We start from the raw sequence: 17,076 nt of genomic DNA, 5'->3' as shown, positions 1-17,076 counted from the left end.
TGGCTCATAGTTTCACCCACAGGACAGGATCGCCTTCAACCACATCAAGGCTGCGCATGGCATCCTGCGAGAGCAGGATATCCTCGCTGACTTCCGGCGATGCACAGCGCGTGACCGTCGCGCGGAAGCGGTCTTCGCGTACGGTAGCGATCAGGCAGGTTTCGATATCTCCGTCGGTATGGCCGGCCCCTGCCCTGCACTCCATCGATTCTGAAAACGAACGCAGCGCATTCTTGTGCGCCCGCAGTACCGGGCCGCCGTCAAAGATATCGACATATTCGTCGGGTTCGAAGCCTTCGTCCGACAAAATCCGGAACGGCAATTCTCCCTCGCTGTGCACCTGCCCCAGCGCAGCCTGCGCGTCCCCGGGTAGCAGCGGCACATAGACCGGGTAATGCGGCATCAATTCCACGATCAGCGTCCGGTTACGCGCACCTTCGATCATGCGTTCCGCTTCCAGAAAATCCATGCCAAAGAATTTGCGGCCGAGCGCTTCCCAGAAAGGCGAGCGGCCATCGGCATCCGTCATGCCCGACATCGATGCAAAGAATTTGTCGCTGAAACGATGCGGTGCGACGGCGGCAAACAGCAGCCGCGCCCGCGACAGCAAGGCGGCGCTGTCGCCGGCACGCCGCTCACGCAGGTAAAAACTCGACAGCTGTGAATGGCTGGTCAGATCGGAACAAAGTGTCAATGCATGCACGTTGTGACTGATATTGAGGTCGCGCGACACTTGGCTCAGCACATCATTGCGAAACGCGAAAAAGGTACCTGACGCACCGGCAGTCGCGGCAATCGCCGCAGTGCCGGCAATCGCGCCATCCGGCCCTTCCATGACAAAAAAGTAGGTTTCCTCGCTCGGCACATCGGGTTGCGAGGAGAACGATGCGATCGAACGCTCCACCGAGCGCTCGATGGTTTTGCGGGTGCGCGGCAAGGTATGGACGCCCGGTGTCGCGACGGCGGCCAGGGTTTCGAGCACCGGGATATCGGCTAATGCTACGGGCCGGACGACGAACATGGGGCTCTCCAGTCTATGCCTGCTGCATCGATTATTGTGAGGTTGCTAGCGTGTCGAGCGCTGCACGCATGCGGGCAACACCTTCGTCGATCTGCGCGTCGCTGATCACGAGCGCGGGCAGCAGCCGCACCACATCGGGGCCGGCGATCAGCAGCATCAGTCCCTGCGCTTCCGCCGCCTTGATGATGTCCTTCGCCTTGCCGCGATAACTGTCGGCCAGCACCATGCCCAGCATCAGCCCGCTCCCCCTGACCAGGGAAAAGACCTGCGGATAATCGCGCACGACACCATTAAGCTTGCTGACAAGGCGCTCGGCCGCTTGATTGACGCGTGCCAGGAAGTTGGGAGTATTGATGATCTGCAGCACGCGCAGCGCCACCGTTGCCGCCAGCGGATTACCGCCATAGGTAGTGCCATGCGAGCCGGCGGAAAATGCTGCGGCGATCATTTCGGTGGTCAGCATGGCGCCGACCGGATACCCGTTACCAAGTGCCTTGGCCGCGGTCAGGATGTCGGGTATTACGCCATAGCCCATATAGGCGAACAGCTTGCCGGTGCGCCCCATCCCGCACTGGACTTCATCGAAAATCAGCAGTGCGCCGCGCGCATCGCAGAATTCCCGCAAGGCATTCAGGTAAGCCGGGTCGGCCGGCAGTACACCGCCCTCGCCTTGCACCGGTTCCACGACCACCGCACAGACATCGTCGCCAATGGCGGCGCGCGCCGCCTCGATGTCATTGAAGGGAACGTGGCTCAGTTCCGCCGGCAGTGGCTCGAAGCCTTCGGTGTACTTGGGCTGGCCGCCAATCGAGACAGTAAACAGGGTGCGGCCGTGAAAGGAATTCACGCAGGAGACAATGCGTGACTTGTGCGGGCCAAACTTCGTGTGCGCATATTTGCGCGCCAGCTTGAAGGCGGCTTCATTGGCTTCGGCGCCCGAGTTACAGAAGAAGGCGCGATCGGCGAAGGTCGCCTCGGTCAGCGCGCGTGCCAGTTGCAGCACGGGTTCGTTGGTATAGCCATTGCCGACATGCCACAGCTTGTCTGCCTGGGTACGCAAGGCCTCGACGACGGCGGGATGAGAGTGTCCAAGACTGGTAACGGCAATGCCTGCGGTAAGATCAAGATATTGTTTGCCCTGTTGATCCCACAGATCCAGGCCCTGCGCCCTGACCGGCACCATGTCGCTCGGTGCGTAGGTCGGCACCATGACTTCATTGAAAGTCTGGCGGCTGACCGGGTCTGCATGGAAAATTGCTTCGTTGTCAGGTCGTGGAATGGCATTCATTACAGGCTCCGTTTCATCGTGTAGGGAAATTATAGGTAGTGCGTAGCACAAACTCTTTTAAAACTGCGACGCCGACTTTCAACAATTCGCAGCGCATGCCCTATTGAGTGGTTCGCATTGCCATTGTTCATGCTGTTTATATTGCTCAGTATCACGCAGGCCGCCGCTCCGGCAGAAGTTTCCGCTGGCGTTCTTCGCGGGGAGAAATACCAAACAAGGTGCTATACGCAGTTGAAAAATGCGATCCCGATGAAAATCCGCACATCAGTCCGACCTGGACAATCGAGTGACTGGAATCAAGAAGTAGCTGCCGCGCCCGTTGCAGGCGTAATTCGAGGTAGTAACGCGATGGCACACTGCCGAGATATTGTTTGAACTGCCTTTCCAGCTGGCGACGCGAAATACCGACCAGACTGGCAAGATCGTCGGTAGCGAGCGGCTCTTCGATGTTGGCTTCCATCAATGACACCGCTTCCGACAACTTTGGTTGCAATACGCCGAATCGCGCCTGAAGCGCCATGCGTTGGCGATCGGAATGACTGCGGATTCGATCGACACACAGCTTCTCCTTAACCTGCGCTTGCACATCGGGGCCAAATAACTCGCCAATCACTGTCAGGGTAAAGTCGATGCTGGCCGACCCGCCGCAGCAGGATAGCCGTTTGCTATCCAGTTCGAACAGGTTGGGTGTCAGGATTGCATGTTCGGCAACTTCATCGGTATCGGGATAGAGAGACCAGGGCAAGGCCGTTCGTACCCCTTCCATCACACCTGCACGTGCGAGCCACAATACGGGGCCGCCAACAGCGCCCCATACTGGGGCCGTTCGCAAGCCTTCGACCAGCGCACGTGATTCCGCAGGCGCAAGAGGTGGGCAATCTTCATCACCGGCCACCAAGGCAATATGTGCGGCAGGCAGGTATGGCGTCGACGCCATACGGCCTCTTGTGTCGCCTCCAATGAAGTCACCAAAAGGCACTACCTCGACTGACAGGAGCGCTGGACCGAGAATGCCGCTCGCCGCCTGCAGCGGATGCACCACCCCGGAAAGCGTCAGGGAATAGGTTTGCGCCGCATCGACAATCAGGATGCGTAGCGGCGTATTCCGTGCAAGGCTGGACAGGCTGGCAAATGGCATGGATCAGGGAGAGGTGTCCGGAACGCCATTGTGTGCCAACAATGCCAGTCTACCAAGAGGCTTGCCGGAATTCTGCAAAAGTCCGTCGCATTCAAAAAATCTTCGACATGATCAAACAGGCACCTGCGGTCCTTGATCATGCCTTGCTTTATCCGTTCGAGGCAACGGCTAGCGACCGCCGCTGACGCGGCGCCCATTGGCTCACAATCATGCCGAGAATCAACAGAAATCCGCCAAACACGCTGCGACTGGTCATGGTTTCCGCCAGCCAGAAATAGGCGGCAATCGCGGCGCAAGCCGGCTCGAACGCATACACGATCGCCGCTTCGTTCGCACTGCTGTGTCGCTGTCCCCAGGTTTGCAGGGCAATGATCGCCGCCGTGGCGAAGGCGCCAAGATAGGCAAGGTTTGCCATGTTGTCGCTGACGCCCTGCCGGAGCTGTTCCATCGTCAAATGTTCGGGTGTCACTACCATGATCGCCGCGCCCGCCAGGCAGGCCACCGTCAAAATCTGCATCGCGGTGAGCGCCATCAGATCGCTGGCTTTACGCGTCAGGGTTTCCATCAGCTTGACGTACACGCCAAAGCACAGCGCGCCGCACAATGCCATAGTGTCGCCGCTGCTCCATCCACCGCCGTCCCAGCACATGGCAAACAAGCCGGCGATGGCCAGCAGTACGGCGGCGATGATGCGGTTTTCCGGCATGCGGCCGGCAAGTATGCCCAGCAAGGGAACGATCAGTACGTTCAGGCCCGTGATGAATGCATTGCGGTTTGCGCTCATCTGGCCCAACGCCTCTACCTGCAACATGAAGGCGGCAAAAAGCATCATGCCGAGCACCCCGCCCCAGATGAAATCCGGGCGCCGTGCCTTGAGCATGAAAGGCAGCAACAGCAGGCTTGCCATCGCAAAGCGAAGGAAGGCAATCCACACCGCTGAGAAATGGTTCGACAAGTCTTTCATTGCAGGGAAGGTGGTCCCCCATACCATGGTGACGATGAGCAAAGCGAGAACACCGCGAAATCGAAGCGGAATCAGCATGAAAAACCTGAAAAGTGGAAAGCCGCCTATTATCGGTGTTCTTGGCGCCGCATGCATCGAGTTGAGGTACAAGACGCACCCGGCCAGTGATGTACGCTGGCTGGGTGAGGCAAGTTTCGGGACAAGCCTGTATTTTAGAATCGATCAGATATCGAAGCTGATGCCCTGCGCAAGCGGTAGCGCATGACTGTAATTGACGGTATTGGTGGCCCGCCGCATGTAGGCCTTCCAGGCATCGGACCCGGATTCCCTGCCGCCGCCGGTGTCCTTTTCTCCGCCAAACGCGCCACCGATTTCCGCACCGCTCGGACCGATGTTGACGTTGGCGATGCCGCAGTCGCTCCCCGTTGCGGACATGAACAATTCGGCTTCGCGGATATCGGTGGTAAAGATGCTTGACGACAGTCCTTGCGGCACGGCGTTATTCCATTCGATCGCCTGTTCAAGCGCATCGTAACGCACGACATAGAGAATGGGCGCAAAGGTCTCGTGATGCATGATCTGGGTCTGTTCCGGCATCTCCACCAGCGCCGGACGCACGTAATAGCCGCGTTCGAAAGCGGCTACTTGCACCCGGTCACCTCCGGATACCTGGCCGCCATCGGCCCTCGCCTTGTCCAGCGCAAGCTGCATCGCCTCGAAGGCCCCGGCGTCGATCAACGGGCCGATCAGTTTGCCGGCTTCCAGCGGATTGCCGACCGCAAGCGTGCCATAGATTTTCTGCAGGCGCGGGACGAGGCTGTCGTAAATCTGCCGATGCACAAACAGTCGGCGCAAACTGGTACAGCGCTGCCCCGCCGTACCGACCGCGGAAAAGACGATAGCGCGCGCGGCCAGTTCCAGGTCGGCACTGGGTGCGACGATCATCGCATTGTTGCCTCCCAGTTCAAGCAGCGAACGTGCCAGCCGTTGCGCGCAACGCTGCGCGACCGCACGTCCCATGCGCGTGCTTCCCGTGGCGCTGACAAGCGGGACGCGCGTATCATCGACCAGTACCTGTCCGATATCGCTGCCGCCAATCAGCAGTTGCGACAAGCCCTCCGGCGCGTCGCTGTCAAATCGCTTACATGCCCTGTCGAACAAGGCTTGCACCGCGACAGCGGTCAATGGCGTTTTTTCCGATGGTTTCCAGACCACGCTATTGCCGCAGACAAAAGCCAATGCCGCATTCCACGACCAGACCGCGACCGGGAAGTTGAACGCCGAAATCACACCGACCACGCCCAGCGGATGCCAGGTTTCCATCATCCTGTGTCCCAGGCGTTCTGACGCGATCGTAAGTCCATAAAGCTGCCGTGACAGGCCGACAGCGAAGTCGCAAATGTCGATCATTTCCTGCACCTCTCCCAAGCCTTCCTGCAGGATCTTGCCGGCCTCCATCGTGACCAGCCGGCCAAGCGCGTCCTTGTGTGCGCGTAGCTCTTCTCCAAACAGTCGCACCAGCTCACCGCGGCGCGGTGCGGGCACCGTACGCCAAACATGGAAAGCACGATGCGCGCGGGAGATTTTTTCAGTCGCCTCCTGTTGCGTGTCGGCACGCAGGCTTGCCAATACTTCGCCATTGATCGGTGAGATGCTGCGCACCGCATTGCCTGCATGAGCGGAAAGCTCAACATCCAGGATACCCGGGACACCCATGACACCCAATTGCGTCAGCACATCCTTGATCGTTTCCATGTTGCTTTCCTTTCTCAGACCGCATAGACACGGCCAAAGCGATTGTCGAGAAAATCTTGCAGACTTGCCTGTTCCTGGCGGATCAATCCGCGCTTCGGCAAACGGCCCTGCATGACGAGGTCCACCATGGTACAGATGCCAGCCGCCGTCGTGATCTGAATCGCTGACAACAACTGGCCATTGACCGGCTGGCTGTAGATCTTCCGGGCATAGGTCTCCTGTTCCAGGCGGCCTTCCCGCTGGCCGCACACGCTGGCAAAAACCAGCACGACGTCCTGTCGGGTCATGGGAATCGATGATTCCAGCACTTCCTTCAGAATCGGTCGCCGCTCCAGCAAGCCGAGTTGCAAGTCACGTACCAGCATCTTGATGATATCGCGGTGCCCCGGGTAGCGGACTGTCTTGTAATTCAGGTTCTGTACCTTGCCGGCCAGGCTCTCGCACAGGGTGCCGAGACCGCCCGAGGTATTGAAGGCTTCATAGTCGATACCATCGAGCGAGAAATGCTCGACCTCCTCCAGCGGCGATACTTCGCGCAGCCCGCCGTCCACGATGGCTTCGCAGGGATTGCAGTATTCATTGATCAGGCCGTCGGTACTCCAGGTAAGGTTATATTTCAGCGCGTTGCTCGGGAAGGTAGGTAATGCCCCGACGCGCATATTGACGTCGCGCAGCGTATCGAAACGGCTGGCGAGGTCATAGGCGACAATGGAAATAAAGCCCGGTGCGAGCCCGCATTGGGGAACAAATGCCGTCGCGGCGCCTTCGGCGAGTTGCTTGACGATGCGCGTGCTTTCCACATCCTCGGTCAGGTCAAAATAATGCGCGCCGGCTTTCTTTGCCGCACCCGCAATGACCGGCGTCAGAAAATAGGGACAGGCGGAAATCGCAATGTCGTGACCGTGGATCAACTCTGTCACCGCTTTTGCATTGCCGATGTCGACAGAGACTGTCGTCACATCAGGAAAATTCATCTGATGCACATGGGCGAGACGCTGCGGATCGCGGTCCGCCACTGTCAATGTATAGTCGCCGCTGTGCGACAGAAGATTAAGGATGGCATCGCCGATTTTTCCTGCACCGAGGAGGATCAGTTTGTTTTTCATGTGGCTCTCTTCTTGTCAATGGACCGGGCTGGCCATGCAAAAAGTGTAAGGGCGAGCCTGGTCAGAAGATAGGGAGCAAAGCGTCGTCATAATGTATCATTCCACTACAAAACGTCGAAACTTCAAGACACTTCGCCTAATATGAAACCGGTACTCGACGAGATCGACAATAAAATCCTCGCCTTGTTGATGGATGACGCCCGCATGCCGGTAGCTACCATCGCCAAGCGGGTCGACATCGCGCGCACCACGGCGATTGCACGTATCAGCAATCTTGAAAAACGCGGCGTCATTGCCGGCTATGGGGTGCGCCTGAACCAGGATTTGTACCAGCCGGCAGTACGCGCCTACGTGGGCATTGCCGTCGATCCCGGAAAGGCAGCCTCGCTGGTCAAACTACTGCAGCGCATGGCGGAAGTCGAGACCTTATGCGCCGTCAGCGGACCGGTGGATTACATGCTGACACTGCGTTGCCAGTCGACCGGCGAACTCGATCGCCTGCTTGACCAGATCGGCGCAATCGACGGCGTGCGTCAGACGTCGACCTCCATCATCCTGACCAAGCGGATTGACCGAAGTCCAGTCTGAAGACATCAAATGCGGCCAAGGTTCGTTCAGATGAACGCGCGGCGGCCCTCAAGGAGAAACACATGCATTCCATTTCAGAATCAAAAAAAAACCACTTGTGGCGCAAGGTTGTCTGGTTCACCGATCCGAATGAGCATCCGCTCGGGCCGCATCATTCGGTGGAGGTTTATTGCAGCGAAGAGTCCAATGGCTACGCCGTCTGGTATGTGCGCAAGCTTGGCAAGGATGATCCGCGCGGCGGCGGCATCGACAATGGCGACTACCTGCTGCACTACTTCCCGAAGACAGCCCGCGACGATGCGATCGAACGCGCGGTCCTGATCGCCAACAGCGATCCGTCAACCGACAGGATTATCGCGAATCTCGACGCGCTGGCCGCTGCGGCACAACGCGTCTAAACCGGCAACAGTCATGCTGGCCACAAGGGCGGCTCATCCATCAGGGCCGCCTGCTCGCGCAGTTCGAGTATCCGGTCCTGCCAATAGCGCTGCGTATTAAACCAGGGGAAGGCAACCGGAAACGCGGGGTCATCCCAGCGTCGCGCCAGCCACCCTGAATAATGAATCAGGCGCAGCGTACGCAAGGCTTCGATCAGAAAAAGTTCACGTGGATTGAAGTCGTAGAAATCTTCGTACCCTGCCAGAACGTCCGATAACTGCTGCACCATGTCGCTCCGCTCACCGGACAACAGCATCCACAGATCCTGGATCGCCGGCCCCATCCGGCTGTCGTCAAAATCCACAAAATGGGGTCCTGCATCGGTCCACAGCACATTCCCCACATGGCAGTCGCCATGCAGGCGCAGCATTGCCACATCGCCTGCCCGGTCATAGCAGCGCCGCACGCCGTCCAGGCATTGCTGCACGATGCTCCGATAAGCCTGTTCAAGATCGTCGGGAATAAAGCGGTTGGCAATCAGGTAGTCCAGCGGCTCGACTCCGAAGGTTTCCACGTCGAGTTGCGGTCTTGACTGGAAGGGCTCAATCGCGCCGACTGCGTGAATGCGACCGATGAAGCGGCCCATCCATTCCAGTGTGGCGCTGTCGTCGAGCTCAGGTGCGCGACCGCCCTGGCGAGGAAACACCGTAAAGCGATATCCGGCGTGGGTGTGCAGGGTGTGGCCGGCGATCTCCAGTGGAGCGATGACGGGAATTTCCTGATCCGCCAAGGCCTTGGTAAACATATGTTCTTCATAAATCGCTTCGTCAGACCAGCGCTCGGGCCGGTAAAACTTGGCGATCAATGGAGCTCCCTCTTCCATTCCAATCTGGTACACCCTGTTTTCGAAGCTATTGAGCGCTAAAAGACGCCCATCGCTAAAGAGTCGAACGCTTTCCAGTGCATCAAGCACCGCGTCAGGAGTAAGGGATGAAAATGGATGTGCATTCGGTGGAGTCATGCCGTCATTGTAGGCGCTTATGATCGCAATGGCGAAGGTCACCGTGCCATCGAGCAATCACCATGCTTCTTATTCATACAGGATCAGGCATCAGGCGGGAGATCGGTCCGCATCTTCCAGCATCACTTGAATTTTGATCTGGCTTCTGACAGCAATACGCCCGATTTTTCCCGGTGTAAATTTTGCCTGCTTGAAAGCATCGACAATCTGATGCTCTGCTTTTTCCTGCAGATACGAATCCTCGACGACGACACGAATAACACTGCCATCGTCATTGATAAACAATCTCAGAATGAGCGTTTGGGATGGAACGCCTGAAATTGCTAACTGACTGGAGATATCCCGGATTACCACCGGAAATTCAGTCAGCTCACTAGGCCGAAAATAACGAGGTTCGGGAGGCTTCACTACAGAGAGCACCGAATTTTGCGGATCTTGGCCAAGCTCTGCAAGGTTTCCGTTCTTTAGTGCGTTGTCGGCTATTGCACTATGTTGCTGACCCAGCTGGACCTGCGATAACTTTTCCCGCACAGCCTCTTGATTCTGTACGAAATATACCGACATTGCCGGCTTGCTTTGCGACGCACTGCCTGCGGCGCTCGTTGTGGATGAACTTGCGCTGATCCAGAAGACCATGCCAACATGCACAGCTATTGAACCAATGAACGCACTATTGCGATATCGTGACTTCATCAGAAATCATCAGGTAATGGAATTGGCCATACTGGCATTTTTCGGTAAGTCACCAATTGAAACAGTCGCAGCAGCCTGGAAAAATCCGGAGTGTTAAACACCGATAATCAATCAAATAATTCACGCCATAGAACGCGCTTTGCTCCGCCAGCGCTTCCAGCAGGCGCAATCCTCATGTCGATCGGTACGGGCTTCTGTCCGTCGGCTGTAATTGGATAAGTAACAGGCTTCCCACCAGGCAGTTTGGATACGGTCACACCAACGATGGGCGACGTAAATTTGGAGGCAACCGTCGTTGTGCTTCCCACATATCCGCCAGTGCGATAATCCAGCTGATACAGCCAACTGTAGCCACCGGGCTGGCACGCCGAAGCTTCGGGAACGGTAGTGGCCATGACCAATGTGCCGAAATAAAGCTGGGGGTCAACAGTAACGCGCTCGCCACTATCGGGAAGATCTATGTACCAACCGAAATCCGTGGTCCAGTCAACTGCATCCTTTGAACCTGATCGGGATACTCCATTTCCTGAAACCTGTTGCTGGATGAGCTGTGAGGTGCCGGTAATCGTTGTCGAACCATCGTCGCGGACCGCATAAATGGACTGGACAGTGGTGCTTGATAGGTCTGTGGTACCCAGATAGCGACCGCTACCAAAGTACACGACGTTCTTTCCATCGACATCGGCGATTTCCGGTGAGGCCATAATCGGCTTTTCAGTGCCCATTGCGGCGAGCTTATGTGCCGTACCCGCATTCAGGTCAAAACGCCACATGTTGCCAAGCAAGTCTCCGCCATATGCGGCAACTGCCGTGTTATCCACTGAAAACTCTCTGACTTTCACATTTACTTTGGCCAAACCGCCAGGATTGTCTACCGAACCTTCGTTTGTCGGAATGGTTTTGATGACGCTGCCATTTGCAAGATTCAGGACATAGACATAGCCCTTGCCGTCGGCATTTGGATAATTGCTCCCTTCAGGAATATTGTTATAGCCCGACGTAACAATCGCAACCCATGAGCCATCGGCTAGTTTGGTCACGTAAGGGATACCGTAGCTATACCCGACGTTATCTTTATCAGCAGCCGAAAAATTCCACATTGGTTTAGGATCCGCGGGATCAGTGACGTCGAGCGCGTAATAACCGCGTCCACCTTTTCCAAGTGCACCGATCAAGATCGTTTTCCAGCTTGTGCCAATTTTGGCATCGGTGACTGTTAATGGACCATCCAGATAAAACCGGTGATTCGTTCCGTATTCCGAATCGGCAAGCCGCCAGAGCTCAGGCAGGATAATTGGCGGAATATATGCCCAGCGTTCCGTCCCCGTCGTTGCATCGAATGCGTGCAGCATGCCGTCGTTTGCGGCGACGTATAACGTAGCCGCACGATCAAGATGCTGCGCCTTGAAGTCTGCGTATCCGTCATCAACAAAATTATGCGGAGGTACTTTTACATACACCGGTTGCGCGTGGATGATGTCGCCGAGAATCTCTTCCCTGTCCCGGTAAAGGCGGGAATAATCGCCGTAAGTTTTTGCATCTCTTTCCTGGTCCTCAAAACGGTCCTGCCCTCGTAAATAGTTGATGAGTGAAGAAGCGGTCGCTGTGGTTTTCTGGCTTGTCGACCAGTCTGAATATTGCGTAAGCTTCGAGGTATCGAAGTACGCTTCCTGTGCAGCCGTCAGTCCGCCTGTCCCAGCCTTGAACAGAGTCCTTGATGTGCCATTTGCGGTATAGATCGTGCGGCTGTCGCTGTCACCACTTGCAGCGATTTTGGAACGAAGTAAAGACGCACCCTGCCACGTCGGGGTTGACGATATGGCGCCCGTCGTCAGATCAACCGTATAGGCACTGATTTGACCATCCCATTTCAGGGTCCGGTAGGTCGCAATATAAATGGCATTGTCACCGGTTGTAGGTTGCAGGTTACTTGTCGCGGCAGCGGCACCGCTACCAGTTTTGCTGTCTATCGATTTCAGGGCGCTGCCAAGACCATCGGCAAGGCTATCCGGATCCTTTGCGCTGAAATAGGTACCGCGACCATTGACTGCCGCGTGCCACAAATCATCGATACGCGCGGTCGTCGTGTTGGAAATTGGATTCGGCCAGTTCTTGGTTCCCTGTTTAATATTGAAGTAATCGCCGGATGTACTGGTTTTATATCCATCCTGATAGGTCAAGGCCCCATCAACGCCAAGACCGACCGTAAACGTTGTCATATGCTGGTGCTGCGCGATGTCGTCTACTTTGGGATCGGTACCTGTGGGCGAGACGTTGTCCTTGCATACATCAGGACTGGCACAAGTGCCGGGGCGAAGGTCAGTATGGTAGTAATAGTAGGCGACGTCGGCCAGCGTATTCTGCGCTTTTGAACTGTCCAGCTCGGGACGCGTGACCCCTGCCACACCGTCCTGGTCTCCCACGTTGGTCGAACCGTCCATTTTCTTCGGTCCATAAGACGATGTTTCGGTGTCATTGTTCCAGTACCCGTCGGTAGACAAAATGGTGTAATTCCTTTGGCAGGAATATTGCACAGGATCCCATCCGGAAATCTGACCGGCATACATCCGTCCCATGCGAGACAGAGCGCCACGCAAAGGAGTATAGCCGTCCATGCGTGCGCTATATAACCTGTCAAACCAATTGGAACGATGGGTTGATGAGAATGTGTCGATGATGAGATCGTGATTGGTCGATCCTACGCCGGACTCGATACTATTAATAAAAAACAATCCGATCCGGTACTTGTCCTGATCCAGTTCGCTAAACGCCTCACCAATACCTGCCTTGGCAAGAAAAGCCCGCTTACGGTAATAGGAATACCAGTTGGCATAGTTGGTCAACGCATCGGCGCTTCCGGCAGTGGTATTAGGTGCTGCAATATTCGACTTATTCATGACGACGTCATAGTCATTGTCGTCATCACACGCCTTACTATTCACGTCCGTCTTGTGCGTGGCATAGAAAAACCCCGGTGACGTCGTATTTACAAAAGCATTGACGGTTGCGCTTCTGTTGTTACCGGATCTTTTGACCAGTGCCAGATTCGGCGTTGACGTCAATCCGACCTGACCTTCAGGCGCCGAGATAGTCAGCCTGTTGCCTGACGAACTGTATGAGGCGGAAAAACCCGTGGTAGCCGTTCGCGCATTGATGCTATCCCGTATGGCCACCCCAAGCGTGTCTTCATTGCTGGTCCCGGCATTGCCTGGTACTTCAGCCGAATCCAGTAACTCGACCTGCGTACCATCGAGCAAGGTGACTTTCAATCCGCTCGCATAGTACTTGGAGCTACCCAGATCGGGGAGCGTTATTGTGGCTTTGGTCGTGGTGACGGCACCGATCGACGTAATATCGACATAGCCGTTATTCGAGCTGCCGTTGAATTGCTTGGCAGTCGATGCAAAATAGCCGTCCTTCAATGCGGAGGTAAAAACCGCATTAGGGAACCGGGTTCCATCCGCCTTGATCGGCGGGCGATAGACTTGCGCGGGATTGTAGGCCAGCGTATTGTACTTGTGCCACTTCCAGCAGTAGTTACCCTTATTGGTACTATCGCTATCCGGCATGTTTTCATCATCCATGGACCCGGAGTCATCGAAAACGTATGCGATGTTCGGATAGATAGCCGTTGTGGTGGCATTTGCCAAGGGCACGTTGGCAAGATCCGTCGCAGCAGTCCAGGCGGTCGTCGGTAACAGTGCGGTCCCGGCAAGTAGCGCTGAAATCTGAAAAACGCTTTTCGCGGTAGCGGTAGGGTTACGGTATGTCATGTTTGTCCTTATAGACCCAAGTCATTGCTACAGCGAGACTATGGTCTGCACATAGCTATGTGTGTTCCTCGGTCCGGAGACCCGCACTGTAATTCTGTAATAACCGCGATTTGCAACGGATTCCCAAGCGCCTGGCTGATATGTCGTCATTTGCCGGGCAGCGCCCTGGCTGCTACCGGTTTGCGCGGTTTGTTCAGTGGCGCACGTCGAGCCGTCGAGCTGACCAGCACTGTCGCACATCCTGTGGATGACGTATGACATGGTGTTATCCGCAGCGTCTTTCGGTAAGGTCTTCACTGCGTGTGCATCGTTCCAATCCAGAACCGCAATAGGCGGTGGGCATTTTGACGGAGGCGGAACATTTCCGTTACCGGTAATATCGAGACAGTTCTGACTGGTCGCGTAATAGCCATTGGCTGCGTTATCCTGCTCAAGACTTGCGGCGTTTGTAGTTAGCCAGGTCAGAGCGGCTTCCACGCCTGCATCGCCGCTTGCGGTGGCACTTTGTCGAAATGCCAGATTCCCGGCGATGATGGTCGAGGTATCGACAGATCGGACCATGGCGATACTCGCCAGTGTCATGACCACGAGAACGATTAATGCAACGATCAGTACGACACCACTTTGCTTATTGAAATGCCTGCCTTGGTGCGCGCAGGATCTGTCCCACAAAAACGGGATGAATTGGCGCATCATAAATTCCCCCACATCACATTACGCAGGGGGACGACCGTTTCAAATACCTTGTACCGATAACACTGCCAGTCGTTCGAATACTTGCTTGCATCGAAAGTCGCCCACGTCGACCATGTTGTCACCGTGTCCGATGTCGTCGTTGTGCAAGCAGTACCGGCGTCAGGCTTCTCATACTGTGTGCTGCGTGCCACGAGGGCAATACGTATGGCTTTAATACGCTTCCAGTTGTCCAGGGTCGGCGTTGTCCAGGTTGCGCCTTTCGCGTCCACCCATTCATTCACGGCCTGATCATTGGCGGGAGCAATGCCATACTGGGCCTGAAGATCTACAATCTCAGGCGCAATCACTTCCTCGCCGGATGCTGGTGCGTTGCTGGAATTGTCGGTTCGGCGAAGCTGACGAGATGCGTAGTCTACTGAATACCCACGTTGAAACGTTCCTGCGTTCGAAGCGGGCTCGAAACACGCCAAGGTCGCCCCGGTTGAGTAAGCCGGCCAATTATTGGCATTCTGAAAATTCGCAGGCGGATTAAACTCTCCGTGAGATCCTGGATTGTGCTGAATTTTCAACGCAGGTCCTTGAACCGCCGTTATCTTCATGAGCGTGCACCTGCCGGCCTGTGACACAAGTACCATGCCGCCGACATTGCATCCCGATACGTTTTGCACGTTGAGTTCCGAAGACGATTGGGGCATCGTGCTTCGCAAGGTGGTTGTGGTGGGGATGCGGAATGTGCCCAAGGTCGGGTCGGAAAAATATTGGACCGAGATCGAATCCGGCCTGTCACCGCCATCGACTATCTTTAATGGGGCAAACGACAGATTCAGCGCACCTGTCGATCCGCCGCACACGGCGCTGCCATCACAGTATGCATAGGTGGAGCTGCACCCGGCATAGCCGGATGTCCCCATGCCCCAACCTGCCATTCGCGTATCGCGCTCAATCATGTACAAGGCGATCGTGCCATTGCTTTGCGCATCAGCTCCGCCTGTTACCGTTCGCTTCCCACCTTCGAATACGGAAAATACTTGCATGATGACTAGCATGGAAACCATGCCCATCGCTAGTCCCACTATGATTTCGACAAGGCCAAACCCTCGCTTCCGGATTTCCGAGTAGCGTTCCATTATTCTCTATCCCCTGATCTGCGACACCAATATGAAGTTGTGCGCAGCAGCCTCGCCTGGCATTTTCCAGGTCACTGTTATTTTCACGGTATCTCCCGTTACTTCAACTGTGCGCTTGCCGGAAGGCAGAGTAGCGACGTCTTCATCTGTCACCTCGTAATTTGCGAGATTTTTCCGGTCCGCCCACATCAGACCGATTGACTGGTTTGCGATGAAGCTGGCGTCGGCGCGGTATTTGGCATCAGTTGCATGCCGCGTAACAGCAGCCTGCAGCCCGACGATGGCCAGGATCCCTAAGGAAAAAATCAGCATGGCTATCAATCCTTCCAACAGGACGATGCCGCGTTGACCAGTACTTGACATAAAGGACTTCATTGCATTTCCCTAACTGCAGCCTTGCGGATTGGTCGCAAATGAAAGTGCGGGATCACACATCCGGATTTGTCCTCCCGGGCTGATAACGACAACGTATCGCCTCGCGTTGCTCGATCCTGCATTTGTGACGTCAATACGGGTAATGTCGGTTGTGCCTGCCACTCTTCCCAGACCGTTAAAGCTGATAGTTCCGTCGACACCGGTTCCACTCGTAATCGGTGTGGTCGCCGGTAGCGGATTAGAAGCGGTACTGACGCCAACCCTGGCGTTGGCCGCACCGTCATTGCCTGTCCGGCGCTGGATCGTCGCCGGACAATCTGCAGTAACGGCCACACAACCTACATTCCATGCAACCAGGCCGCGGTCATCGGTAAATTCAAACCGTACCTGGGTATTGCGAGTGACGGCTTCCGTTCGCGCCAATTGAATTCCGTTGAGAATAGACTCCGCCGCTGCCCTGTTCTGTGAATTTTGAATCCATAAATTAAATCCCGGTATGCCCGCCATAAGCAGAATCGAAACGATCGCTATTCCAATCATTAATTCGATGAGGCTCATGCCACGCTGCCCGGCGTTCAACATGTTTGGCCCTTTTTAACGATCCAGCATGCAGAACTACTTCCCCATGAACTAGGCAAGGCAGTTGTAGCCTTCTCGTTTTTTTCATTAATCGTGTAGGAAAACCCGCTCATCGTACCGAGTCCCTGTGCTGTTACCGTGAAGGTGTCTGCTGTCAGTGCACACGAATAGGTAAAGCTATCGTTCTGCGGCTTTGGCGCCACCGTGTTGTCCGTACACGCTCCCACATACGTCCGGTTGTCTTGAAAGAACTGTTCAAGCTTCACTCGCATACTGGCGAGGTTGTTGGTTGCCTCGGGAATTCGCCCCCGAATAACATAATCCTGGTATGAAGGAAGCGCGACCGCCGCAAGGATGGCGACGATAGCGACAGTAACCATGAGTTCTATGAGCGTGAAGCCCTGCGCGCTTTTCCTAATCGATCTCATTAATATTCCTTTTTCAACACTTGCCGAAATATTAGTTTACCCAAGGAAAATTACCTGGTTTAGCTGACGAGCGGCAATTTCCCAACGACAATCGGCAACCATAAGTGCGCAAAAGCAGATAAAGATGTTGAATAACAGAAAACCTT

Annotated in this window: 16 protein-coding genes; 2 read left to right on the top strand and 14 right to left on the bottom strand. The window is 55.6% G+C overall.

Annotation, left to right across the window (positions count from 1 at the left end):
• Positions 1-4: 4 nt before the first annotated feature.
• From ACFQUU_RS02740 to ACFQUU_RS02715, 6 genes are all read right to left on the bottom strand, one after another.
• Positions 5-1,021, bottom strand: a complete 1,017-nt coding sequence (locus ACFQUU_RS02740; protein ID WP_382242325.1) for an arginine N-succinyltransferase — start codon at positions 1,019-1,021, stop codon at positions 5-7.
• Between the two features lie 31 nt (positions 1,022-1,052).
• On the bottom strand, positions 1,053-2,309 hold the full coding sequence (gene astC / locus ACFQUU_RS02735) for an acetylornithine/succinylornithine family transaminase (protein ID WP_382242317.1): 1,257 nt from the start codon (positions 2,307-2,309) through the stop codon (positions 1,053-1,055).
• Between the two features lie 151 nt (positions 2,310-2,460).
• Positions 2,461-3,447, bottom strand: a complete 987-nt coding sequence (locus ACFQUU_RS02730; protein ID WP_382242314.1) for a GlxA family transcriptional regulator — start codon at positions 3,445-3,447, stop codon at positions 2,461-2,463.
• A gap of 148 nt (positions 3,448-3,595) precedes the next feature.
• Positions 3,596-4,489 (bottom strand): DMT family transporter, encoded by an 894-nt coding sequence (locus ACFQUU_RS02725; RefSeq protein WP_382242311.1) that lies wholly within the window; start codon positions 4,487-4,489, stop codon positions 3,596-3,598.
• A 144-nt stretch (positions 4,490-4,633) separates the two neighbouring features.
• Positions 4,634-6,166: an aldehyde dehydrogenase family protein gene (locus tag ACFQUU_RS02720; protein WP_382242309.1), complete on the bottom strand. Its 1,533-nt coding sequence runs from the start codon at positions 6,164-6,166 to the stop codon at positions 4,634-4,636.
• 14 nt (positions 6,167-6,180) lie between these two features.
• Positions 6,181-7,272, bottom strand: coding sequence for a saccharopine dehydrogenase family protein (locus ACFQUU_RS02715; protein ID WP_382242306.1), 1,092 nt, complete (start codon positions 7,270-7,272; stop codon positions 6,181-6,183).
• Between the two features lie 141 nt (positions 7,273-7,413).
• Here ACFQUU_RS02715 and ACFQUU_RS02710 point away from each other — a divergent pair, with 141 nt between their 5' ends.
• Positions 7,414-7,860 (top strand): Lrp/AsnC family transcriptional regulator, encoded by a 447-nt coding sequence (locus tag ACFQUU_RS02710; protein WP_382242303.1) that lies wholly within the window; start codon positions 7,414-7,416, stop codon positions 7,858-7,860.
• A gap of 62 nt (positions 7,861-7,922) precedes the next feature.
• The gene (locus tag ACFQUU_RS02705) at positions 7,923-8,258 is read left to right on the top strand and encodes a hypothetical protein (protein ID WP_382242300.1); all 336 of its coding nucleotides are present in this window, start codon (positions 7,923-7,925) and stop codon (positions 8,256-8,258) included.
• Positions 8,259-8,269: 11 nt separating this feature from the next.
• Here the strand turns inward: ACFQUU_RS02705 and ACFQUU_RS02700 are convergent, their stop codons facing one another.
• The 8 genes from ACFQUU_RS02700 to ACFQUU_RS02665 all read right to left on the bottom strand — a co-directional run bounded on the left by ACFQUU_RS02700 (position 8,270) and on the right by ACFQUU_RS02665 (position 16,930).
• Positions 8,270-9,259, bottom strand: a complete 990-nt coding sequence (locus tag ACFQUU_RS02700) for a serine/threonine protein kinase (protein ID WP_382242297.1) — start codon at positions 9,257-9,259, stop codon at positions 8,270-8,272.
• A 90-nt stretch (positions 9,260-9,349) separates the two neighbouring features.
• Positions 9,350-9,952: an energy transducer TonB gene (locus tag ACFQUU_RS02695; RefSeq protein WP_382242294.1), complete on the bottom strand. Its 603-nt coding sequence runs from the start codon at positions 9,950-9,952 to the stop codon at positions 9,350-9,352.
• Between the two features lie 107 nt (positions 9,953-10,059).
• The gene (locus tag ACFQUU_RS02690; RefSeq protein ID WP_382242291.1) at positions 10,060-13,725 is read right to left on the bottom strand and encodes a pilus assembly protein; all 3,666 of its coding nucleotides are present in this window, start codon (positions 13,723-13,725) and stop codon (positions 10,060-10,062) included.
• Between the two features lie 27 nt (positions 13,726-13,752).
• Positions 13,753-14,421 (bottom strand): hypothetical protein, encoded by a 669-nt coding sequence (locus ACFQUU_RS02685; RefSeq protein WP_382242289.1) that lies wholly within the window; start codon positions 14,419-14,421, stop codon positions 13,753-13,755.
• Positions 14,418-15,548 carry a PilW family protein gene (locus ACFQUU_RS02680; protein ID WP_382242286.1) on the bottom strand — a complete coding sequence of 377 codons (1,131 nt, stop codon included), beginning with the start codon at positions 15,546-15,548 and terminating at the stop codon, positions 14,418-14,420. Before ACFQUU_RS02680 ends, ACFQUU_RS02685 begins: the two co-directional genes overlap by 4 nt.
• 6 nt (positions 15,549-15,554) lie before the next feature.
• Positions 15,555-15,911, bottom strand: coding sequence for a hypothetical protein (locus ACFQUU_RS02675; RefSeq protein WP_382242283.1), 357 nt, complete (start codon positions 15,909-15,911; stop codon positions 15,555-15,557).
• Between the two features lie 21 nt (positions 15,912-15,932).
• A complete protein-coding gene (locus ACFQUU_RS02670; RefSeq protein WP_382242280.1) occupies positions 15,933-16,505 on the bottom strand; it encodes a GspH/FimT family pseudopilin in 573 nt (190 codons plus the stop codon).
• Positions 16,499-16,930, bottom strand: a complete 432-nt coding sequence (locus ACFQUU_RS02665) for a type IV pilin protein (protein ID WP_382242277.1) — start codon at positions 16,928-16,930, stop codon at positions 16,499-16,501. The genes ACFQUU_RS02670 and ACFQUU_RS02665 overlap by 7 nt, the downstream gene beginning before the upstream one ends.
• Between the last annotated feature and the right edge of the window lie 146 nt (positions 16,931-17,076).

This window comes from Herbaspirillum sp. GCM10030257 (genome assembly GCF_042666555.1).
Lineage (GTDB): Bacteria > Pseudomonadota > Gammaproteobacteria > Burkholderiales > Burkholderiaceae_D > Noviherbaspirillum.
The sequence above is the reverse complement of the archived record's forward strand: the minus strand, read 5'-3'. Positions and strand labels throughout refer to the sequence as shown.